20 protein-coding genes are annotated in these 21,270 nt (G+C 43.1%); 10 read left to right on the top strand and 10 right to left on the bottom strand.

Going from position 1 to position 21,270, the window contains the following annotated elements; all coding sequences use genetic code 11:
• Window positions 1-118 precede the first annotated feature (118 nt).
• On the bottom strand, window positions 119-445 hold the full coding sequence (locus ACFSMW_RS07745; protein WP_390354501.1) for a hypothetical protein: 327 nt from the start codon (window positions 443-445) through the stop codon (window positions 119-121).
• 183 nt (window positions 446-628) lie between these two features.
• On the opposite strand from ACFSMW_RS07745, the gene ACFSMW_RS07750 reads away from it, so the two are divergent.
• Both ACFSMW_RS07750 and ACFSMW_RS07755 read left to right on the top strand, forming a co-directional pair.
• A complete protein-coding gene (locus tag ACFSMW_RS07750) occupies window positions 629-790 on the top strand; it encodes a hypothetical protein (RefSeq protein WP_390354503.1) in 162 nt (53 codons plus the stop codon).
• A 228-nt stretch (window positions 791-1,018) separates the two neighbouring features.
• Complete coding sequence (locus ACFSMW_RS07755) at window positions 1,019-1,636, top strand: RraA family protein (RefSeq protein ID WP_390354505.1); 618 nt, start codon at window positions 1,019-1,021, stop codon at window positions 1,634-1,636.
• 111 nt (window positions 1,637-1,747) lie between these two features.
• Here the strand turns inward: ACFSMW_RS07755 and ahpF are convergent, their stop codons facing one another.
• From ahpF to ACFSMW_RS07770, 3 genes are all read right to left on the bottom strand, one after another.
• Window positions 1,748-3,274 carry an alkyl hydroperoxide reductase subunit F gene (gene ahpF / locus ACFSMW_RS07760; RefSeq protein ID WP_390354507.1) on the bottom strand — a complete coding sequence of 509 codons (1,527 nt, stop codon included), beginning with the start codon at window positions 3,272-3,274 and terminating at the stop codon, window positions 1,748-1,750.
• Window positions 3,275-3,286: 12 nt separating this feature from the next.
• The gene (gene ahpC, locus ACFSMW_RS07765) at window positions 3,287-3,856 is read right to left on the bottom strand and encodes an alkyl hydroperoxide reductase subunit C (RefSeq protein ID WP_390354509.1); all 570 of its coding nucleotides are present in this window, start codon (window positions 3,854-3,856) and stop codon (window positions 3,287-3,289) included.
• A gap of 401 nt (window positions 3,857-4,257) precedes the next feature.
• Window positions 4,258-5,610 carry an MATE family efflux transporter gene (locus ACFSMW_RS07770; RefSeq protein WP_390354511.1) on the bottom strand — a complete coding sequence of 451 codons (1,353 nt, stop codon included), beginning with the start codon at window positions 5,608-5,610 and terminating at the stop codon, window positions 4,258-4,260.
• Window positions 5,611-5,905: 295 nt separating this feature from the next.
• On the opposite strand from ACFSMW_RS07770, the gene ACFSMW_RS07775 reads away from it, so the two are divergent.
• From ACFSMW_RS07775 to ACFSMW_RS07800, 6 genes are all read left to right on the top strand, one after another.
• Window positions 5,906-6,748: a MurR/RpiR family transcriptional regulator gene (locus tag ACFSMW_RS07775; RefSeq protein WP_390354513.1), complete on the top strand. Its 843-nt coding sequence runs from the start codon at window positions 5,906-5,908 to the stop codon at window positions 6,746-6,748.
• 95 nt (window positions 6,749-6,843) lie between these two features.
• Window positions 6,844-7,977, top strand: coding sequence for a M20 peptidase aminoacylase family protein (locus tag ACFSMW_RS07780; RefSeq protein WP_390354514.1), 1,134 nt, complete (start codon window positions 6,844-6,846; stop codon window positions 7,975-7,977).
• Between the two features lies 1 nt (window position 7,978).
• Window positions 7,979-8,764, top strand: a complete 786-nt coding sequence (locus ACFSMW_RS07785; RefSeq protein WP_390354515.1) for a GNAT family N-acetyltransferase — start codon at window positions 7,979-7,981, stop codon at window positions 8,762-8,764.
• A gap of 18 nt (window positions 8,765-8,782) precedes the next feature.
• On the top strand, window positions 8,783-9,895 hold the full coding sequence (menC, locus tag ACFSMW_RS07790) for an o-succinylbenzoate synthase (protein ID WP_390354517.1): 1,113 nt from the start codon (window positions 8,783-8,785) through the stop codon (window positions 9,893-9,895).
• Between the two features lie 187 nt (window positions 9,896-10,082).
• Window positions 10,083-11,165, top strand: coding sequence for a YkvI family membrane protein (locus tag ACFSMW_RS07795; protein WP_390354519.1), 1,083 nt, complete (start codon window positions 10,083-10,085; stop codon window positions 11,163-11,165).
• 295 nt (window positions 11,166-11,460) lie between these two features.
• Window positions 11,461-12,234, top strand: a complete 774-nt coding sequence (locus ACFSMW_RS07800) for a MurR/RpiR family transcriptional regulator (RefSeq protein WP_390354520.1) — start codon at window positions 11,461-11,463, stop codon at window positions 12,232-12,234.
• 85 nt (window positions 12,235-12,319) lie between these two features.
• Here the strand turns inward: ACFSMW_RS07800 and ACFSMW_RS07805 are convergent, their stop codons facing one another.
• Window positions 12,320-13,684, bottom strand: coding sequence for a Zn-dependent hydrolase (locus ACFSMW_RS07805; RefSeq protein WP_390354522.1), 1,365 nt, complete (start codon window positions 13,682-13,684; stop codon window positions 12,320-12,322).
• A gap of 571 nt (window positions 13,685-14,255) precedes the next feature.
• Between ACFSMW_RS07805 and ACFSMW_RS07810 the strand changes: the two genes are divergently transcribed.
• Both ACFSMW_RS07810 and ACFSMW_RS07815 read left to right on the top strand, forming a co-directional pair.
• The gene (locus tag ACFSMW_RS07810; RefSeq protein WP_390354524.1) at window positions 14,256-15,857 is read left to right on the top strand and encodes a PTS transporter subunit EIIC; all 1,602 of its coding nucleotides are present in this window, start codon (window positions 14,256-14,258) and stop codon (window positions 15,855-15,857) included.
• An 86-nt stretch (window positions 15,858-15,943) separates the two neighbouring features.
• Entirely contained in the window at window positions 15,944-16,675 is a 732-nt protein-coding gene (locus ACFSMW_RS07815) for a glucosamine-6-phosphate deaminase (protein WP_390354525.1), read from the top strand.
• A 157-nt stretch (window positions 16,676-16,832) separates the two neighbouring features.
• On the opposite strand, the gene ACFSMW_RS07820 is transcribed toward ACFSMW_RS07815, so the two are convergent.
• The 5 genes from ACFSMW_RS07820 to cysK form a co-directional block, all read right to left on the bottom strand.
• The gene (locus tag ACFSMW_RS07820; protein WP_390354526.1) at window positions 16,833-17,372 is read right to left on the bottom strand and encodes a LysM peptidoglycan-binding domain-containing protein; all 540 of its coding nucleotides are present in this window, start codon (window positions 17,370-17,372) and stop codon (window positions 16,833-16,835) included.
• Between the two features lie 274 nt (window positions 17,373-17,646).
• Window positions 17,647-18,450, bottom strand: coding sequence for a CPBP family intramembrane glutamic endopeptidase (locus tag ACFSMW_RS07825; RefSeq protein WP_390354528.1), 804 nt, complete (start codon window positions 18,448-18,450; stop codon window positions 17,647-17,649).
• Between the two features lie 239 nt (window positions 18,451-18,689).
• Entirely contained in the window at window positions 18,690-19,208 is a 519-nt protein-coding gene (locus ACFSMW_RS07830) for a hypothetical protein (RefSeq protein ID WP_390354530.1), read from the bottom strand.
• A 274-nt stretch (window positions 19,209-19,482) separates the two neighbouring features.
• Window positions 19,483-20,088, bottom strand: coding sequence for a flavin reductase family protein (locus tag ACFSMW_RS07835; RefSeq protein WP_390354531.1), 606 nt, complete (start codon window positions 20,086-20,088; stop codon window positions 19,483-19,485).
• 184 nt (window positions 20,089-20,272) lie between these two features.
• On the bottom strand, window positions 20,273-21,208 hold the full coding sequence (gene cysK / locus ACFSMW_RS07840; protein ID WP_390354533.1) for a cysteine synthase A: 936 nt from the start codon (window positions 21,206-21,208) through the stop codon (window positions 20,273-20,275).
• Window positions 21,209-21,270: the final 62 nt, after the last annotated feature.

Raw genomic sequence — 21,270 nt, forward strand, 5'->3', positions numbered from 1 at the left:
GAATAGCACTTTAACATTTTGGTCTGACGCTTTCATACAGGCTTACCTGCCCAACAACTGATCTAAAAAAGTCGTACAGGTTAAGGGTGGTGGTTCGGCATGCCTTGGAGCGGCATTATCACTCATTTTTTCCAGCTTGGATATTTCTCTCCATCCTCATTTTTTCTGCGCGATGAAACATCATCACTTTTGTCGCTCTCTCTACATTTTCCTCGCTGACTTTGATGTATACGGGGCTCTCTTTGTATCCAAATGCAACAAAATTCCTCCAGTTATATGGAATTTGGTACTTAAACGGAATCCGGTGATTTTTTAAGAGCCAATAATATTCATTTGCCTCGCTTAAATTTGTTTCACTCCCTTTGTAAACGATTTCATATTTACTGTCATCTTTAAACATAAATAATAAAATAGCAACCGCCGACAATATGAAGATACCAGACATCACAAGCCCCTCTTTATTAGATTATTATTAGAGATGTTCATTTACTTAGAGTCTATCCAAGAAATGGATGGCTAAAACATGGCTGATTCGTACTGCTGAAGTACAAATGCCGGTCTTATTTGTTTGGGGCTTCAGAAAATCGGGAAAATTTCCTTGAAAGCCCCACAATAAGGGAGGGAAATAATGATGCCACGCAGAGACGAAGATCTCGAAATTGAAAGAAGAGAGAAGAAGTCGGACTCAAGTAAGGTCGCGGCGACGTTCATTAAATATGCTGCATATATCATCATTTTGGTCGTGATTTTATGGTTTCTGGCAAATTATATTTTGCCGATGTTCAAATGAATTGTGGGGAACGCAAAAGATCTGGGTGGAGAGGCTGTAGCTGTACTTACCATTCAGATCTTTTAATATCGTTTCTTTCATTTCATAAAAGGCGATAGTGCCGGATTAAACGCAAATGAAAATTTAAATGTATTCCAATAGACGGAAATATTTGATAATATAATTCGTATATTGTCATTCGAAATGGTAAGTAAAAAAGTAAATGATTCGTAGAGAGGAAGTTTATGTATGCACATCATTGATCAATTCCAGGATATTCCAACAACGTGTATTTCCGATGCAATGGGCGGGATGGGCAATCTGGATTCATCCATTGCTCCTTTAAAAGGGAATTATCGGGTGGCGGGTCGCGCATTTACGGTGAAAATGCCTGTTGGCGATAATTTGATGGTACTTCAAGCAATCAAGGAAGCGAAGCCCGGGGATGTGCTTGTCATTGATGCAAAAGGTGATACTTATCGCGCGGTGGCTGGGGATTTCATACTGGGAATGGCTCAGACAATGGGAATTCAGGGTGTGATTGCTGACGGCGTTATTCGAGATATTACTGGGGTGAAGGAATTGAATTTTCCCGTGTTCTGCAGGGGGACGACTGTTGCGGCCAGTGCTAAAACAGGAGCAGGTGAAGTGAATGTGCCGATTTCTTGTGCTGGCGTTGCAGTAAACCCTGGAGACATCGTAGTGGGTGATGCAGACGGGGTAGTTGTGGTTCCGCGTCAGCAGGAAAAGGCGATGCTTGAAAAATCCATAGAAAAAATCAATAAGGATGAAAAAAGAGAAGCGTCGGTGGCCGGTGATAAGGATAAAATCCTCGCTTATTTGGACGATATGTTATCAATAGGGTAAAAGAACAGGCGGGGTGTAGCACGACGCTTTTGTTGCAGAATGGGAATGAAAGAAAGTCACTGTGCTACCGTTAGATAGTACAGTGACTCCCGAATCGTATTATTCCATCTATCAATGGCGAACAAGGTAGTCGAATGCGCCTAATGATGCAGTCGCACCTGATCCCATGGAGATAATGATTTGTTTATACGGACTATTCGTGCAGTCTCCTGCAGCGAAAACACCAGGAACGTTCGTTGCGCCACGCTCGTCTGTAATGATTTCGCCGAATTTATTCCGCTCAACAGCATCCCCAAGCCATTCAGTATTTGGAACGAGGCCGATTTGAACAAATACACCTGCTAGTTCAATATGGTGCTCGCTCTTTGTTTCACGGTCGATGTAGGTAATACCGTTCACGCTGTTAGTGCCTGTAATTTCCGTAGTTTGCGCGTTCGTAACGACTGTGACGTTAGGCAAGCTGTGAAGACGGTCTTGCAGTACGGAATCAGCTTTCAATTCTGGTGAAAACTCAAGCACAGTCACATGTTGGACGATGCCTGCCAAGTCAATGGCTGCTTCCACACCGGAATTTCCGCCGCCAATTACTGCTACGTCTTTACCTTCAAATAATGGTCCGTCGCAGTGAGGGCAGTACGCGACTCCCTTATTTTTGAATTCTGCTTCGCCAGGGACACCGATATTACGCCAGCGTGCACCTGTGGAAAGAATGACAGTTTTACTTTTTAGTACAGCGCCGTTTTCCAACTCAATTTCAATGCCATCATCTTTCTTTTCCAAATGCTTGGCATTTTGCAAGTTCATCACATCAATGTCGTACACTTTCCCGTGTTCTTCCAAATTTGCTGCGAACTTAGGTCCTTCCGTATACTTGACACTGATGAAGTTTTCAATACCTGCCGTGTCCAGAACCTGTCCGCCAATACGATCAGCAACCATACCAGTGCGGATTCCTTTACGTGCTGCGTAGATAGCCGCACTGGATCCAGCTGGTCCGCCGCCGACTACAAGCACATCAAATGGATCTTTGTCGGCAAAGTCTGAAGCGTCTGGTCCGCTGCCAAGCATGGATAGGATTTGTTCGACAGACATCAGGCCGTCGGCAAATGGCTTTCCGTTAAGGAATATGCTTGGCACTGCCATGATATCTTTCGCTTCTTCCTTAAAAGCAGCACCATCGATCATGGAATGTGTGATATGTGGGTTAAGAACACTCATCATGTTTAACGCTTGTACAACTTCTGGGCACTTGGTACAGCTCAGGCTGACATACGTCTCGAAGTGGTGTTCGCCTTCTAGGTTTTTAATCTGGTCAATTACCTTTTGTTCGGCTTTTGGTGCTCTTCCACTTACCTGTAATAGAGCAAGTACTAATGAAGTAAACTCATGGCCTAAAGGAATACCGGCAAAAGTTATGCCAGTGTCCTCGCCAATGCGGTTGACACTAAAGCTTGGTGTTCTTTTTAGTTGTGTGTGCTCTACTTTAATGTTGGATGACATCGTAGCTAATTCATCTATCAGTCCCAGCATGTCACCGGAAACTTTATCCTCTCCAGCACTTACCTTAAGCAGCACATCGCCCTCCATCATTTGCAGATATTGGGCTAATTGTTCTTTGATGTCTTTATCTAATAACATTTAATGCACTCCTTAAATTTTACCTACTAAGTCAAGGCTTGGCTTAAGTGTTTCAGTACCCTCTTTCCATTTTGCAGGGCAAACTTCACCTGGGTTGTTGCGAACGTATTGTGCCGCCTTGATTTTGTCGATAAGCGTACTTGCGTCACGGCCGATACCATCAGCATTGATTTCCGCAGCTTGTACGATGCCATCTGGATCAATGATGAATGTACCGCGCTGTGCAAGGCCCAATTCTTCATCCAGTACGTCAAAATTGCGAGTGATTGTTTGGGATGGATCGCCAATCATTGTATATTCAATTTTGTTAATCGCTTCTGAGTGATCATGCCATGCCTTGTGTACAAAATGTGTATCCGTTGAAACAGAATATACTTCCACACCAAGCTTTTTCAGTTCTGCATATTGTCCCTGCAGATCCTCAAGCTCTGTAGGGCAAACAAAGGAAAAATCTGCTGGATAAAAGCAAACAATATTCCATTGTCCTTTCAGATTTTCATCACTGACTTCAATGAATTCCCCATTTGCGCTATTGTAAGCTTGTGCTGTGAATGGTTGTATTTCTTTTCCGATTAAAGACATAGTGTATCTTCCTCCTGATGTGTATTTTAGAATAGTTCGTTCGTTTAAGGCGTATGGCTGACCATTCCTCAACAAACAGCAATGATTTATTTTTTATTATCATTGTTTAACTATAATAAGTACAAACTGTCTCCAATTATATATAACTCATGGCTTTTGTCAACAAATACCATCGTTCGAATGTTCTAATTAATCTTTATTTTATCTGTACAATTTGTACTTGAACGAGCAGTTGCCAGCCATCTGGATTCTCACTTGGAAATAGCAGCAAAATCAGCGAATGGGCGGACTATTATTTTCAATTAACAAAAGCATTTCTCGATTAAGCTATATATTTGAATATAATTAGTATCAGTCTTGGGTAGGAGTTTTCAGTGTTTAAAAAATAGAATACGCTCCCATCAACCCTTTTCCCTATTCCGGAATAACTGCTTTTCTCGCCATTTCCCATAGCGGTAATATAGAAAAGCAAATACACTGCTGATGATGAAGCTTGCGCCCATCCCGATACCGACACCGGAGTCTCCAAGCCATTTGGCGAAAAGGGCTGTCAGCGGGTATCGCAAGACCCAGAATGAGATAATGTTTAAAACAAGCACCTGATACATGGCCCCAGACGCGCGGACGACACCATTCAGAATGAAATTGATTCCCAGGAAAGGGTAGCACCATGCGACGATTTGTAAGTAATTGGTTCCAAAAGCTACTGCGTTTTTCTCCTGTATGAATAAGCGCATTCCAAGCGAAGCCAGAAATACGACCAATATGGCAATAACCAGCATCACTGCAAAATTATAAAAAACGCCATATATGGCAATCTTCCTCACACGCTCCCAATTGCTGACACCAATATTCTGGCCGGCCATGCTATTGACAGCTGTTCCAAGGGCCTGAGCCGGAAGCATAAGAATACTGTCCAGCCGCTGTGCAGCACTGAATCCAGCTACTACACTTTCTCCAAAACCTGTCACTACACTCATGATGGCAGCTACCCCAGCGGAAATGACTGCCATCTGTAAACCGGATGGGATTCCCAGGTTCAAAATCAAGCCGACCTCCTGCTTACTGGGTAGTTTAGGGATGCGAAAGGGTGCCAGTTTGCGATATAAGACATAACTGATCCCATAGAGAAATGCGATGCCCTGGGATGCGATGGTTGCCAATGCAGCCCCCTGTACGCCTAAGTCAAATCCAGCGATGAATAACGGATCCAGCAAAATATTCAGAATGACAGCTACCAACACAAACCGCAGGGGTGTCCTGCTATCGCCTAAAGCCCTTAATACGGTACTGATGAAGTTATAACCGAACAAAAATAAGATGCCAATAAAATTAATCCGCAAGTAGCTGATTGCATCAACCATCATACTTTGCGGTGTACCTAATAACTGCAGCAGTGGGCCAGCCATCAGGAAGCCTGCAGCTCCCAGGACGATGGATAAGCATGCCAGTACAACAACAAAGGCATTCAGGTAACGCCGCAATCCTTCCGTGTTATCTTTGCCCTTTTGCTGTGACAAAATGGTTAGGGATGCATTGTTTAAGCCGATGACGAATGACAGCATGGTGAAAATGATCGTGCTCGAAACTGCAACAGAACCAAGCGCTTTGGCACCAAGCAAATTCCCGACCCAAAGACTGTCTGCAAATTGATAGGAAGTCTGCAGTAAATTCGTCAGAATGATTGGACCAGAAAACATCATAAGCTGTTTGAATATATTACCATGCGTAAAATCGTATTGTGATTTATTCATCATACTGCCTCCATAACATTTGATGCCTGCTATGTCTTCCAAGTTGCAAGTGTGCTCGTTAGTTAACTTAAATGTTAAAGGTTGGAAAGCTGCATTGCAATAAACGAGTTTCCCTGGCAGTGGCTGCTTGGAAGACGGACTCATCTATCTGTTAACAAACATCCATACTAAATCATTGCTAATGCTTCTTATGCATGTTAAAATAATCAAAACTTATAAAGCATTTCCTTCTTTTTAAATAAAATATGAAGTATTTGCTTCGTTTTAGTATACGGCACCGATGGAGGTATCGCCGGTGGAAGCTATTTATCAACGGATTGCTGCGCAGCAGCTTTCTTTTTCAAAGAATTTACTGAAGATTACATCACATTTATATGAAGATCCGAAAATGTTTGCGATGCAGTCAGCTGCAGAAGCAGGGAAGCGGATGGGGGTCAGTGAAACAACGGTGATCCGCTTTTGCCAAAAGCTTGGCTATGCAGGGTATCGTGAGCTGCAGGAAGAAATACGGCACGAATTATTCCGGAAAAGCACCCTGGCAGAGTTTGTGGAGCCTGTGGCAGATGACGCACAGCGAGCGTCAGTGAAAGCTTTGATGGCAAAGGATATCAATAATGTCCAGCGGGTGTTGGAGCACTTGTCTGAGGATAAGCTGGCTGCCGTTGTTTCCAGACTGTCTGCCTGCGATCGGGTGCTTGTGGCAGGGGTCCGTTCGTCACATGCACTGGCAAGCTGGTTTGCGTATGCACTTGATTTGGTGATGGGAAAAACAAGATTATATCAGCCGACAGTGGATGATGTATTACTCCGTGTAGGCGAACTGACGCCGAAAAGTGTGGTGGTCGCTTTTTCATTTCACCGGTACGCGGCAGATACGATCCATCTCGCCAAACTTGCAAAAAAGCAAGGGGTTTTTGTCGTTGCATTGACCGACACACCGGCTGCGCCAATAGCTGCGTATGCTGATATGATACTGCCGATCCACTTACAGACAACCTCGACATTGGATGCAGCACCAGTTGTCATGTCACTGGCGAAAAGTATTGTTTCAGCAGTTTCACTGGAAAATAAGGAAGAATTCCAACAGCGAGTCACTAATTTTGAACAGTTGGATGGTAATGATTTTTTTGGTGGATAGTTTAGCCAAGCATATAACCGTTTGTATATAGCTTCAATCCATAAAAAAGATATGCATAACAATCCATACACATCGTATACAAGGAGATGGAGAGCATGAAAACTGAAGCAGAGCAGCTGGCAGGACAGTTGCAAAGCATATTCAATCATCTGCATGAGCATCCTGAAATCAGCTGGGAGGAACATGGGACAAGTGCATACATAAAGTCGATTGTGTCGGCGTATGACTGCAGGGTTCAGACATTTGATGACTGTGCGGCCGTGGTAGTAGAAATTGGCAGCGGAAAGCCTGTTGTCGCAATCAGGGCTGATATGGATGCCCTTTGGCAGGAAGTAGACGGCAAGATGCAAGCCAATCATTCCTGCGGACATGATGCCCATATGACAATTGTGCTTGGTGTATTTCTGTCGCTGGTGAAAAAGGGACTTCCTGAAACAGGAACATTTCGTTTCATCTTTCAGCCTGCCGAAGAAAAAGGCACCGGGGCTTTAAAAATGGTGGAGCTTGGTGTAGTGGATGACATTGATTTTCTATACGGTATGCATTTGCGGCCAGCTGAGGAATTACTCGAAGGCCAGTTCGCCCCGGCAATTCATCACGGCGCAGCGAAGTTTATCGAGGGTACTGTTCTTGGCGAGGATGCACACGGTGCGCGGCCGCATTTGAATGAAAATGCGATTCAAATCGGCACGGAGTTTTTCCAGCATCTGAATAATATCCATGCTGACCCCAGAGTGCCTTATTCAGTAAAGATGACTGCTTTTCAAGCGGGTGGAAAAAGTGCTAATATCATTCCTGGAAAAGCAGTCTTTTCCATCGATGTCAGGGCACAGAATAACGAAGTGATGGCCTTTCTGACAAAAAAAATTGAACAGATTGCTGCAATGCTTGAAAATTATCACGGCGTGCCCATTCACTTGGAAACGAAGGCGAACGTTGCTGCAGCTGTGCCTGACGAAACAGCTGCGAAAATTTTAAGCGAAGCTATTGCAGAACAAGCTGGGAGAGAAAATATGAAGCCAGCCATCACGACAACTGGTGGAGATGATTTTCATTTTTATACGATCAAGCGGCCAACATTAAAGGCTACTATGCTGGCGATCGGGTGTGGTTTGAAACCGGGGCTGCATCACCCGCAAATGACATTCAACCATGACATGATTCCAGAAGCGGTCAATATTCTGGTGCAAGCGCTAATGAAAACAGCCGCTGACAACCGGGAGGGATAGGATGCATACATTACAGATTCGGCAACTGACATCGATGGAGGAGCTACGGGAGATGCAGCAAGTGGAAAGAGGCGTGTGGCATATGGATCCGATTCCTGTCCACCAGACTTTTACTGCTCTGCATAACGGAGGTATCATACTAGGTGCTTTCGATGGAGATGATATGGTTGGTTTCTTATACAGCTTTGCCGGGTTCGATGGAACAGCGCCTTATTTATGCTCTCATATGATGGGGATGCTGCCGGATTACCGCATGGGCGGGCTTGGCGAATCATTGAAATTGAAGCAGGCGGAAATCGCAAGGAATCTCGGCTATACGATGATCACGTGGACTTACGACCCGCTGGAAAGCAGGAATGCGTATGTGAATTTACATAAACTTGGTGCAGCAGGCGCAGTATTTCAAGCGAATCACTATGGCGAGATGGATGATGAATTCAATCAAGGGTTGCCTACGGACCGTATCCAAATCAAATGGGATCTCACCAGTGAAAAGAAGCATCCGGAAGTAACCGTGGATGCGGAGAAGATTTTGCTGGATGGCGGCAATAATCATGAACCCGTCATTCTAGGCGGACTGGAGAAGGTGGAGACAGCAGCAAATGAGCAAGTTTATTTTGTGGCAATACCAGCTGATTTCCAGGCAGTCAAGCAAGCAGATTTTGAAGCGGCAAAAAGCTGGCGTCTACAGTCTGGGAAGGTATTTCAAAAGTTATTTGATCATGGTTTTCAGGCTAGTGACCTGATTCGGAAAGAAGATTTCAGCTACTATGTGTTTACCAAATAGAAAAGGAGACGATAGATAATGGTTCCAATCAAGCAGATGAAGCTGCATAAATTGAACATGCGAATGAAGGACCCATTTACTACCAGCTTCGGTACGATGCAGGACAAGGAGTTTTTTATCACCGAAGCTGTTGATGATAGAGGAAATCGGGGATTTGGCGAATCTGTCGCTTTTATCAATCCGTGGTATAGCGAGGAAACTGTAGAAACTAATTTGCATATGATGCGGGATTTTCTTATTCCGATATTGCAAAGGAACTTGATCGAACATCCAGATGACGTGTCGGCGCTTTTCCATCCGATTAAACGGAATAATATGGCAAAGTCCGCTTTGGAGGGAGCTGTCTGGGATCTGTATGCGAAGCAGCATCATATGTCGCTTGCTGCAGCACTTGGCGGAGAAAAAAAGGAAATTGATGTTGGTATAAGTATCGGAATCCAGCCCTCCATCCAGAAGCTGATCGATACAATTGGCCGCTTTGTAGCTGCCGGCTACAAGCGCATCAAAATCAAAATCAAGCCAGGATGGGATATAGACGTCCTTCGTCAGGTACGTGAGAAATTCCCTGAGGTGCCCATCATGGCGGATGCCAATTCAGCATACAGCTTGGCGGACATCGATCACTTGAGGCAGCTCGATGACCTTGGTTTGATGATGATTGAGCAGCCATTGGCACATGATGATATCATTGACCATGCGACATTGCAGAAAAATATGCGGACACCGATATGTCTCGATGAAAGCATCCACTCGTTGGAAGACACAAGAAAAGCGGTAGAGCTTGGCAGCTGTAAAATTATCAATATCAAGGTCGGCCGGGTCGGTGGATTGTCAGAGTCCAAGCGCATCCACGATTACTGCCGTGAACAGGGTATTGATGTCTGGTGCGGCGGTATGCTGGAAGCTGGTGTAGGAAGAGCCCATAACATCGCATTGACAACCTTGGGGGGATTTAACCTTCCGGGAGACACTGCTGGATCATCCAGGTACTGGAAGAAGGACATCATCGCGCCGGAAGTCGTTGTGGAAAAAGGTGTCATCCATGTGCCAGAAAAACCGGGTATCGGTTATGAAATTGATGAAGACGCATTAAAACGATTTACAGTGGACACATATGTATTCGACTTTTAACAGGGAATAGTTTTATTCTGATGACAATGATGAAAACAGAAGGCCGCTTGGCTGATAGAGATAGGGGAGGGATAGGATCATCCTCCCCCCCTCATTCAAGTAAAGCATCCGCTGATCTGGATCGGCTGGAGGTTTTTTTACAAGATTAATAATCGGAATATTTAGGTTATACTAAGGGGAGATTTGAATGAGAAAAAGTTTGGAGATTGCCGGGGCCTATATTGGATTGCTTGTCGGTGCAGGTTTTGCCTCTGGTCAGGAAGTGATGCAGTTTTTTACCAGTTTTGGATGGGGAGGATTGATTGGAACAGGTATTGCTACGCTGTTGTTCGCCTTCCTGGGTGTACAAATCATGCAAATTGGATCCCGATTGCAAACAGTCTCCCATCGGGATGTCATTTATCATATTTGCGGTAAGTATATTGGTACGGGAATCGACATTTTGGTCACTTTTTTCTTGTTTGGTGTGGCGACCGTGATGCTCGCTGGAAGCGGATCGATTTTTCAACAGCAGTTCAGCATTTCACCAGTAGTTGGAGCGTTGATATTGACGGTGCTGGTCATTCTGACACTCTGCCTGAATGTCAAAAAGGTGATTTCCATCATCAGTATGATCACTCCGCTGCTGCTCGTCTTGATATTTGTGATCACCCTATATTCTGTTTTTACCAATCATACCGATTTGGGCAAGCTGAGTGATGCTGCTGATCAGCAATCTGCGGCGCCCAACTGGCTGATGGGCGGCTTGCTGTATGTGTCATATAATATCGCTGCAGGTATTTCTATGCTGGCGATTATTGGCGGTACAGTGAAAGAGAAGAAGGTTGCAAGTCTTGGTGGCTTGCTTGGGGGATTGGGACTTGGCCTTTTACTGTTTTTAATCAATCTGGCACTTTTTATGAATGCCGATAAAATCCAAGGGGCGGACATGCCAACATTGCTGCTGGCGACGGATTTATCGCCAGTGACTGGTTTTCTGATGACGATTGCTTTGCTCGGTATGATTTATAACACGGCAGTGGGCATGCTATATGCTTTCACTGCAAGATTTGTCCAGCCGGGAACTCGGAAATTCAAGGGCAGTGTGGTCCTTGTCTGCTTGCTGTCCTTCTGTGTCAGCTTTATCGGCTTTATCCAATTAGTTGGTTCTGTTTATCCGGTGACCGGTTACTTGGGCTTCATACTGATTGTGGCTATCCTATTTGCCTGGATCAAGGGAAGCAAGGACAAGCATTCTGAAACAGCAGATTATGAAGGCAAGGCGTTGTAACTATTCTTTTTGAGCGGATGGTACGATAAAATAAAAAAAGTTGGGCGGTTCCATGTCAAGGTGGTACCACCCAACTTTTTTACATTTCCTGGGGTTTTGTCTCATCCTCTTTTTGTATGTTTATGAATGCTGTTGCTCCTTTGAAATAAACTTGCATGTTATAATAATGAATTAATACCGGATGGAATGGACTAACTTATCAGATTCAAAACAGCTAAAAAGCAACTTGTACAATGGCGTAAGTTCATGATGGAAATCTGCTGATCTAAAACAGCGGTTTAAGGGGGTCATTACCATGAATTTGGAAGCTTTGATCAATCGATATTACGATCAAATGAATGAAAACGATTTACATGTGATCAGTTTCGTTAGTCGTAATATCGATGTATGTAAGGATAAAACCGTGACGGAAATCGCAAACTATTGTAATGTATCGCCATCTACAATCATTAGGACGACAAAAAAGCTGGGGTTTCACGGCTACAGCGAATTCCGTTATTTCCTTAAAAAAGAGGCTGAAAGAATTGAAGAAACCAAAGTACCTAATAATCAATATTTTAGTAGCTCTGATCTGTTAAAAGACGTGGAGGAAACGATCAAACTCTTTGAAGAAGACAAGAGTCTGGCACAGATCTACAAGTTGTTTTTAGAAGCTGATCGCATTTTTGCCTATGGCACAGGGTATGGACAAAACCTGATGCTGAAAGAATTTTACAGATGCTTACTGAACAATAACATATACTTGCATATCATACCGAGCAAAACGGAATTGGAATTAGTATCCCAGACAATCACTCCAAATGATTTGTTCATGGTGGCATCTCTGTCGGGGAACATGAATGGCATTGAGTCTATGATAAAAAACATAGCAGTAAAACAAGTGCCGATGGTTTCTGTCACGGTTTTTTCAAGAAATGATTTAGCTTATTTGGCTGATTACAACCTTTACTATCAGGTTTCTCATTTAAATAAGATCAACCAATTAAACAACTCATCCTTCTGTACATTGAATCTCGTATTGAGTTTGTTGTACGAGGGGTTTACGAATCATATCAAAAGCAGTGTATGAGGCAAAATAGTAGAAGGGTTATCATGATGATGCTATCCATGATAACCCTCTTTTTTAAAAACAGGATTTACGTTTCGTTTCCTGTCTATTTACATATTTCGTATACCAAATGCATCATCACATCTATGCCTTTTTTCAAATCTTCATAATCAGTCCACTCATCTGGATGATGCGAGATGCCATCTTTGCTTGGAACATAAATCAAGTTGGTAGGAGCAAAATCAGTCATGATCATTGCATCGTGCCCTGTGCCGTTATTAATGATCGTATGTTTATAGTGCAATTCATCACAGATTCTTTTCATGATTTCCACGTTTTCTTTAGACATTACGCTTGGCGGTGTTGGGTTGCTATAACCGATCCGAGCCATCTCAATCAATTCGATATCTACATTCGTTTCCTTTTGTATGGACTTGATCTCTGTCATGAATCGATCGCGTAAGTTAATCTCATCAAGAATCTTTTTATCGAATGTCCGAATTTCCACTGATGCTTGCACATAATCCGGGACAAATTGATGGGAATTCGGGGAAATCTCAAATTCTCCAACAGTTCCTGTAATTCCTGTCCCAAGTGATTGCACAATCTGATTCACTGCTAGAACAAATTTTGACGCGGCCACCATGGCATCTTTCCGGCTTGCCATCGGAGCTGTAGAATCTTCTAGACTCCCATGGAATTTGACTTTATATCGTCCTATTCCCGGCAGATACTCTACTAATCCTACATCTATTTGATGATTATCAAGAACTGGACCTTGTTCAATATGAAGTTCTATGAAATTTTTAATGGAGCCTTTTTCCCGTTTAGCTTTTGCCAAATCTGGAACCAGACCATATGCTTTCATCGCTTCTCTTTTAGTCAATCCGTGTCTGTTTTTAACAGTATCCAATTCTTTCTCTGTCAAGGTTCCAACCAGTGCACGAGAATTTGAGACGCCTGTACCAGGTCCGAATGTTTCTCCTTCCTCAGCGTTCATGGCGATGATTTCTATCGGATAATCATTTTCAATATTATTTTCCTGGAAAACCCGCAAGATTTCTAAGGCAGCCACCACACCCGCAACGCCATCAAATGCTCCGCCATTTACAACGGAATCATAATGGGAGCCAATCATAATCACAGGGGCGTCGGGGTTTTTCCCTTCCCTGCGTCCAAATAAGGTGGAGAATTCATCCTGCCATACTTTTAAGCCGATTTTTTCCATCTCGTTTTTCAAATATTCTTTTGCTAATTTATCTTCATGGGAATAAGATGATTTCGTAACGCCATTGCCGGGGGTTGCTGTAAAGGTTGCTAATGTCTCTATATCGTTAATGACCCTGTCCAGATTAACCTGCAAAATGATCGTTCCTTTCAACATGTGATTTGATAGCCTATCCGCAATAATCGTAACACTGGCTAAAAAGCCGAACAACAGATAGTGGGCATTCAGATTTTTTAACCACATTTTGAATAAAATTTCTTTGAAGTAAAATTTGTACGCTGAAATCAGGAGGCATCGCAAAGTCTGCGTTTGATGCGTCCATGCACTTCACGCCAGGCGGTTTGACCGTGCATGTTTTTCTGCCTTAAAAGCCTTTTTGCATAGGATTGGGTGGCGGCACCATACAAGAAAGAGTAAAGTGTCTGACAGGAGGGCCTGAATAGCGGAAAGTACTGGATATACAAGGCTGAATATTTTATCGCAATATGGATGAAAAATCAAAATCAGATTTAGAATTTTTAATGATAAAAATATATTGTTTGCGAATTTTTTAAATGCTACCATGACTTTATCAAGTTGAAATGAAAGGGTTTTCTTCAAAGTCACCCACGTGTTCATCTTAAGATGTTCATGGGGATTTTTTAAAATCACGGAAAATTTGGGGGGAAGAATAGAATTCTGGAGGCGATCAGTTTGTAGCAACAAGTCAATAGATAGATAGGCTTTCAGCCAAAAACAGAAATAGATTGTGTCAGGATTATTGGATTGCAGTAGATCGAAATGCTACTAATTCAAATTAAGTGGGTGAGATAATATGAGAACCAGTATCCAAAAACTTGGGAAGACGCTTATGGGCCCTTTATCGATCATTGTGGCATCAGGGTTGCTATTGGGTATCGTCTCCATTTTGCAAAACCCATCTATTGTGGGTGAGACAGTTTCGAATGCTGTTATCATTCAAAACTTCATAGGCGGAGTCCGGGAGATTGTTTCGATGATGTTTGCTTTGCTGCCGATTTTATTCGCAGTTTCGGTAGCAACTGGAATGGCAAAGGACGATAAGGAGATTGCAGGATTCGCCGTAGTGATAGCCTTCATTATATTTCATGTTGTCATTGGCTATTTATTGGGATTGAACAATATAACGGCTAAAACGACTTCCGTGGATTATTTAGTTGAACATGGTGTGACGCAAATCCACGCATTTGAAATTTCTAATGCGTATGAGTCCATGCTTGGTGTATTCACGTATCGAATGGGTGTTTTTGGAGGGATAATTGTAGGGTTATGGACTGCTTTTATCCATAACAGATACCATACGAAGCAATTGCCTACTGCTTTCAGCTTTTTTAGCGGCAATCGATTTGTGCCGATTGTGATCATCGTAACAATTCCTTTTCTTTCTATTATAGCTTACTTTGTGTGGCCGTATTTTAACAGTGCCATCAATGGACTAGGCGGCATAATCAGTAAATCAGGGGCGATTGGCACTTTCATGTATGGCTTTTCGGAAAGATTGCTTATTCCAACCGGACTGCATCATGTGCTGAACCAGTTGATCCGTTTTACGCCAATAGGCGGGACTGCAACAGTCGATGGCCAAACTGTATCAGGAGCACTGTCTATATTTAATGCGGCACTGGCATCACCACATCCGGATATTGATACATTAAGACATGCGACTCGCTTTTTGACACAGGGATACCATCCCTTTATGTTATTCGGTTTACCAGCCGCATGTTATGCCATGTATAAAACCGCTTATCTGAAACAGCGGCCGAAAGTCAAAGGTATGCTGCTTGCGGCTGCAGTAACTTCTTTTGTAACCGGTATTACGGAACCTATAGAATTCGCTTTTATATTCATATCCCCGGTTCTGTGGGTATTCCATGCTTTCATGGCGGGGCTGTCATTTTTATTAATGACCTTGATGCATGTTTCTGTTGGGAATGCCGGCGGTGGGATGATCGATTTAACCATCTTCGGGATTTTACAAGGCACATATACCAGATGGTATTTAGTCGTATTAGTGGGACTTGCCTATGCAGTAATTTATTACTTTGTCTTTAAATATGTTATCGAAAAACTGGATGTGAAGACCCCTGGCAGAAGTGCAGAGTCTGAAGAGAGTGAGGCAGCAGAAGATGTGCCTTCCAATGATGATTTAGGAGCTGCTATTCTTAATGCCTTAGGTGGAAGAGATAATATTTTGGAAATCGATAATTGTATTTCAAGGTTAAGATTGGTATTGAATGATACTTCATTGGTAAATGAATCCATGCTGAAAGCAACAGGGTCTATGGGGCTCGTGAAAATCGATAAGAACAATATTCAAGTTGTATACGGCCCGAAAGTGGAACATGCGGCCCGGTCTTTAAAGAAGGAGGTCCGGAGCGGCACGTTAATTAAAAAATAAACAAGTAGATTTCTGCAGGCCGTTTCAAATATCACTATTTATAAGGAGGGAAGATCATTAAGGCCATTCGCTTTAATGAGAGAAAAATGAAAACAATATTTGTGAAGGATTATGATGAAATGTCCAAGAAAGGTTTTGAATTCATGAAAGAGGTGTTAGAAAGCAAAGAGCGCCCTGTGCTATCGATGACAACGGGCGGTACACCAAGAGGAGTGTTTAAATTGTTTGTAGAAGAAGTTCAGAATGGTTTAGACATCAGCAGTGCCACAATCATGAATTTGGATGAATATATGGGGCCGAGGGATGCTGTGTATACAGTGAGAACATTCATGTATGAAAATCTGTATAATTTGATTTCTGCCAAGCCTGAAAATATCTTTTTGATTGATGGGGCTGCACAAGATACTGATAAAGAAATTGCGAGGTATAAAGAGATCCTTGATCAATATCCCAGAGATATTCAATTGCTAGGTTTAGGTACAAACGGTCATATCGGTGCTAATGAGCCTGGAACGCCATTTGATTCCACTATGTTCCTGGCCCAGCATGATGAATCGACCATTCAAAGTACAATGAAAGAATATGGAATAGGAAGAGAAGAAGCCCCGACAGAAATGCTGACCCTCGGATTCACAGAGATACTAGCAGCAAAACAAGTCATATTGCTTGTATCTGGCAAGCATAAAGCAGAGGCGGTGAAAGCATTGCTGGAAGGGGAAATAACCCCGGATTGCCCGGCCACTGCTCTAAGGAACAGTGACCATACGGTTGTAATCATAGATGAAGATGCAGCATCATTGTTGGAGAAGGAATACTGAAGTTAATGATTTACCGATAAAGTCCAGTATCAAAACAGCAGTACAGACCGAGATTACGTCTGTACTGCTGTTTTTAAATGGTTTGAATGTACTTTTTGATGAGGCAGAAAGGCTAGCTTGAAGAGCCGCCGTGGTGAAGCCCGTTCTTTTTTATGTGCTAATTCAAGATCTGGACATCAAGATGCTGCACACCGAACTGCAGCGCTTCATTTAAATTATTAGTGTAAATATCCAATTTCCCTTCTGTGATGGCACTGCCCCTGTCTTCACACGTATATGTTTCCATCATCGCTGGAATATATATTTCGGTTCCGAATGGCATACTTGGAGGACAAGCAATGGTTTGCTTCTCCTTGACGGTTTTCCCGGAAGCAGTGACACCATAACCTTTATCTCCTGGATGCTTTCCGGTAGATTCATACCCCGCAGTGTAGGCGGTTACTCTAAACGATTCCTCTTTGGCATTTGGAATGGTGACCTTCTGTCCGGGAACAATATGGCCTTCATCCGTTACAGAAGGGTTAGCATCCAAAAGGGAAGCCACTTCAGTATGGTAGGAACGCGAAATACTATACAAGGTGTCACCGGATTGGACGGTGTAGTCTGTGCTTGCATAGGCTGTACTGCATACGAACAATAGACTGATGATAGTTAAAATAATGACACGCAAAGATTTGATAGTGATTTCTCCTTTCATATTTCAGAGATTTTAATCTGCCAGTCAAAGAAAATATGTATTGATTTACTTTCTTTTCACACAGGCAGTGTCGAGTGAATGATAGTCATCTCACCCCCTGCTATGAATCTGTCAATATTGTACACTGCCCTTTCTAACGTTTTTCTAAACCTGAAAATTTTACGAGTAGAGACAAACGTCATGCTCAATGAATTGAAAGAGACCTTTTAAAAAACTGCACCCCAATTGTTATTAGTCTAACAATTGGGGTGCAGTACAGGACGCGCCCTCTGACTTATCGGCAGAGCATATTCCAATTGATCTCCTGAGTCTTTTGGCGAATAAAAAGAATGACCAACACTGCTGAAATAGCAAGGATCACCGTATTCGGCAGCCACATGTCACGAACCTGGGAAATATTTGTATAGGTTGCAAAGGCGGGATCTGGAATGTGAAATAGCTGCATCACCATAATGATAGAATTGTTCAGCATATGGACCATCATTGGCCACCATAAGTTATTTGTTTTGAAATAAAGTAAAGACATCATGACTCCGAAAATGAACGCGCCGATAATGTCCATGTGCATTATGCCAAAAAGTCCGTTGGCAATGATAAGTCCCGCAATCGGGTTCAGTTTGGCTGTCAGACGGTTCAGCAACAGCCCCCGGAAGATGATTTCCTCAGCAACGGGCCCCAGGATGCCGACATAGATCACCATCCATACAAACAGCATTCCGCCCTCTGGCAGCAATTCATCTTCCTGCAACAGAAAATCAACCGCCCCTGGAAAAGCGAAGGAAAGACCGAAGTTGAGCAGCCAGAATGCACCAAAGGAGAAGAACATCACTACAATTACAACATAAAGCAGTCCTGGCAGTCTTTTCACCGTGCCGCTCGGCTGGATAACAGTGGAGAGCATCCGACCTCTTTTTTTCAGTTGATATTTTAGCCAGAGAATAGGATAAAAACCAAGCAGGGTATAGGATAATCCAAATGAAAACCAATCCTCGTCAGAAACACCGAAAATGAATAAATCTGCTACAAGGATAAGCAGACCGATCAACAAAAAATAACGGATTTTCATCGTTGCAAACATAATTAGCTCCTTTGACAAAGTCGATCAATTTTTAACATGCATGCGGAAGGGGGGCTTTTGAATACCGAAGGACATAAGATGCATAAGTAATGAAGCGGGCAATGGATCCTTTGCACTTTTTTTGATTGTTTATATTTGTTCTGTTTTCCTAAGCATATTTTTTCCCATTCTCCATATAGCGATCCCGGTGATCCATAGTACAAGAGAAGATGTGAACCCGATGAAGGATTCCCACCCATTTATTTCATAAGCAGCGATGGTGATGTGCGTTGGCACCAGTAAAAATGTGGCACCAGTAAAAATGTGATAAGCGAAAGCATGCAAAGAAGTGTGCCAGTGATATAATATCCACTTACTTGGAACAGATGAGCAAGCGGAAAAAAGTGGATACCGACAATCAATGCCATGACAGGAAAAAAATACTCGAAATGATTGGCTGCTCCAAGGATGGCCCCGGCTGCTGCAATGAGTACAGCTTCCGCAGTAAATGTGATGCCGAATCCGAGGCCGATTCGTTTTCTGTACTGCATGTCTGATTTTGATGTCACTGCTGGTGCGTTTCGGGAAGCTCGTAACAAATGGATTCCCCCTGAACATAAAACCAGGCCAATACACACAGCGATGGCTGGTAGCCAAGGATTTCCCCAACCTTGTAACCCCCCGATGCCAATACCAGCCCAGGCAGTACCGAAAAAAGCCATGAAAAGCACACCGGTTGCTGTACCGCTTATTGCTGCTCTCGGGATAAGTCTGCTCATAAGAATTCCCCCCATAGTTTTCTATTCCAGGACGATTCAAAAAATGATTATTCCAGCTATTTTTATTTTACATGAAAGTTTCGAATTAGTCAGGAAAATACGGAGGTGTTTGCTTAAGCTATCTGGAACGGAGGCGGAAAAGTACAGCCATTGCGCGGTATGAAGTTTTTGAAAGCATGCTTTTGAACGTGGTAGTAATTCAAGGATATCAAGATGGCAGACACGCCCATGTGCACTGCGGAAGCAACCCGAGTGCAGGCGGCATAAACATTATTTATTCCGGTCTCTTCAATGGAAAGATATCACCTATGCTGGCGTAGTTGGTACCTGCTAAACGGCTCACAGCACCTAGCCGCCGTGGATTGATTTTACCGTTTGTATAAATATCATCAGCGAAATGGAATTGGACAACTTTTCCAATAATGAAATCCCGCAATGAATCTTGTTCCCCTAATGTGATGGCATGCTCAAGGATACATTCCATGCGAATTTTTGATTCTTGGATACCTGGAACAGATATGTTGTTGCTTTTTACAGGGGTCAGACCAGCGAGTTCTATTTCACTCTGATTCGATGGCAGACTCGCCGCTGTTTGATTGATTTGTTCTATATTATCTTCATCGGCAATGTGTACAACGAACTCTTTGGTTTCCAGTATATTTTTGGTGGTATCTTTTTTTCGGCCATCAATTCGGTTGATGGAAAGAGAAATCATAGGTGGATCCTCCCCGACAGCATTGAAAAAACTGAAAGGTGCACCGTTTAAAATCCCTTCTGCTGATAGACTCGTAACAAATGCAATCGGTCTTGGGATAATACTTCCAATCAGCAGTTTGTAGTTTTCTTTTGCTGTATTTGAAGATGGGTTGATAGTTTGCAAGAATATACCTCCTTTCGCTTCAGTTATAGAAAATGGTACCTTCTTTGAAAGCGAAATGCAATGAATCGATCTTCTCCAGGAAGGACACTTTTATCCGTTTGGGGTAAAGTAAAAGCAGCAACTCTGATGGATGCACTAGTTATAACACCAGACTGGCAGACGGGTTGGTGCCGCGCTTCTAACATTAATTTTCAAATTGAAACAAGTCACTGGTAAGGTAGCGCTCTCCTGTGTCAGGAGCCATACAGACAACGGTTTGATCCGGAGAAAGCCGTTTTGCCACCTGCAGTGCTGCGAATACAGAAGCGCCGCTGGAAGGGCCAACCAATATGCCTTCTTCAGCTGCAAGACGGTGCACGGTCTCATAAGCTTCCTCATCCTCTATCTTGAAAATTTCATCGTATATGTTTGTATTCAAAATCGGCGGGACGAAACCTGGACTCGTTCCGACAAGCTTATGCTTTCCTGGTGCTTCACCGGATAAAACTGCAGAACCTGAGGGCTCTACAACGTGAACGGTTATGTTGTCATCATACGATTTCAATGCTTCCCCTGTCCCGGTGATCGTGCCGCCAGTACCCGATGTTCCAACAAACGCGGCGAGTTTTTTTCCGTATTCCTCCATAGCTGCGATGATTTCCGGGGCGGTCGTTATTCGGTGAATGTCTGGATTGGCCTCGTTCTCAAATTGCATTGGTATGAAGCTGTTTGGAATTTTTTCAGCTATTTCCCGTGCTTTTTGAATGGACCCCGGCATTTTTTCTGCACTCGGTGTCAAGACAACTTCTGCACCGTATGCCTGTAATAATTGGATTCTTTCTGCAGTGGAGTTATCCGGCATGACGATGATCGCGCGATAGCCCCTCGCGGCAGCATTCATGGCCAGACCGATTCCTGTGTTTCCTGAAGTGGGCTCAATGATGGTGTATCCTGGTTTCAGTAAACCGTCCTGTTCAGCTTTTAGAATCATATGATAAGCGGCTCGATCTTTGACACTTCCGCTTGGATTAAAGTATTCCAGTTTAACAAAAACTGCTGCCCCGTCATTAGCTGGAAGTCTATTCAATTTGACTAACGGAGTTTCTCCAATCAATTCTGCAATATTATTTGCAACTCGCATACTGCACATCCTTTCTCTTCGGCAAATATACCTTCATTATAACAAAGTTTATCTGACTATAC

Source organism: Tigheibacillus halophilus (genome assembly GCF_042683165.1).
Classification (GTDB): domain Bacteria; phylum Bacillota; class Bacilli; order Bacillales; family Amphibacillaceae; genus Tigheibacillus; species Tigheibacillus halophilus.

Excerpts from the sequence above, each read along its gene's own strand:
- ACFSMW_RS07810 (WP_390354524.1), top strand. The coding sequence starts at position 14,256 with ATGAGAACCAGTATCCAAAAACTTGGGAAGACGCTTATGGGCCCTTTA.
- ahpC (WP_390354509.1), bottom strand. The coding sequence starts at position 3,856 with ATGTCTTTAATCGGAAAAGAAATACAACCATTCACAGCACAAGCTTAC.
- ACFSMW_RS07825 (WP_390354528.1), bottom strand. The coding sequence starts at position 18,450 with ATGTTTGCAACGATGAAAATCCGTTATTTTTTGTTGATCGGTCTGCTT.
- ACFSMW_RS07800 (WP_390354520.1), top strand. The coding sequence starts at position 11,461 with ATGAATTTGGAAGCTTTGATCAATCGATATTACGATCAAATGAATGAA.
- ACFSMW_RS07820 (WP_390354526.1), bottom strand. The coding sequence starts at position 17,372 with ATGAAAGGAGAAATCACTATCAAATCTTTGCGTGTCATTATTTTAACT.
- ACFSMW_RS07745 (WP_390354501.1), bottom strand. The coding sequence starts at position 445 with ATGTCTGGTATCTTCATATTGTCGGCGGTTGCTATTTTATTATTTATG.
- ACFSMW_RS07750 (WP_390354503.1), top strand. The coding sequence starts at position 629 with ATGATGCCACGCAGAGACGAAGATCTCGAAATTGAAAGAAGAGAGAAG.
- ACFSMW_RS07830 (WP_390354530.1), bottom strand. The coding sequence starts at position 19,208 with ATGAGCAGACTTATCCCGAGAGCAGCAATAAGCGGTACAGCAACCGGT.
- cysK (WP_390354533.1), bottom strand. The coding sequence starts at position 21,208 with ATGCGAGTTGCAAATAATATTGCAGAATTGATTGGAGAAACTCCGTTA.
- ACFSMW_RS07755 (WP_390354505.1), top strand. The coding sequence starts at position 1,019 with ATGCACATCATTGATCAATTCCAGGATATTCCAACAACGTGTATTTCC.
- menC (WP_390354517.1), top strand. The coding sequence starts at position 8,783 with ATGGTTCCAATCAAGCAGATGAAGCTGCATAAATTGAACATGCGAATG.
- ACFSMW_RS07795 (WP_390354519.1), top strand. The coding sequence starts at position 10,083 with ATGAGAAAAAGTTTGGAGATTGCCGGGGCCTATATTGGATTGCTTGTC.
- ACFSMW_RS07805 (WP_390354522.1), bottom strand. The coding sequence starts at position 13,684 with ATGTGGTTAAAAAATCTGAATGCCCACTATCTGTTGTTCGGCTTTTTA.
- ahpF (WP_390354507.1), bottom strand. The coding sequence starts at position 3,274 with ATGTTATTAGATAAAGACATCAAAGAACAATTAGCCCAATATCTGCAA.
- ACFSMW_RS07785 (WP_390354515.1), top strand. The coding sequence starts at position 7,979 with ATGCATACATTACAGATTCGGCAACTGACATCGATGGAGGAGCTACGG.
- ACFSMW_RS07770 (WP_390354511.1), bottom strand. The coding sequence starts at position 5,610 with ATGAATAAATCACAATACGATTTTACGCATGGTAATATATTCAAACAG.
- ACFSMW_RS07815 (WP_390354525.1), top strand. The coding sequence starts at position 15,944 with ATGAAAACAATATTTGTGAAGGATTATGATGAAATGTCCAAGAAAGGT.
- ACFSMW_RS07780 (WP_390354514.1), top strand. The coding sequence starts at position 6,844 with ATGAAAACTGAAGCAGAGCAGCTGGCAGGACAGTTGCAAAGCATATTC.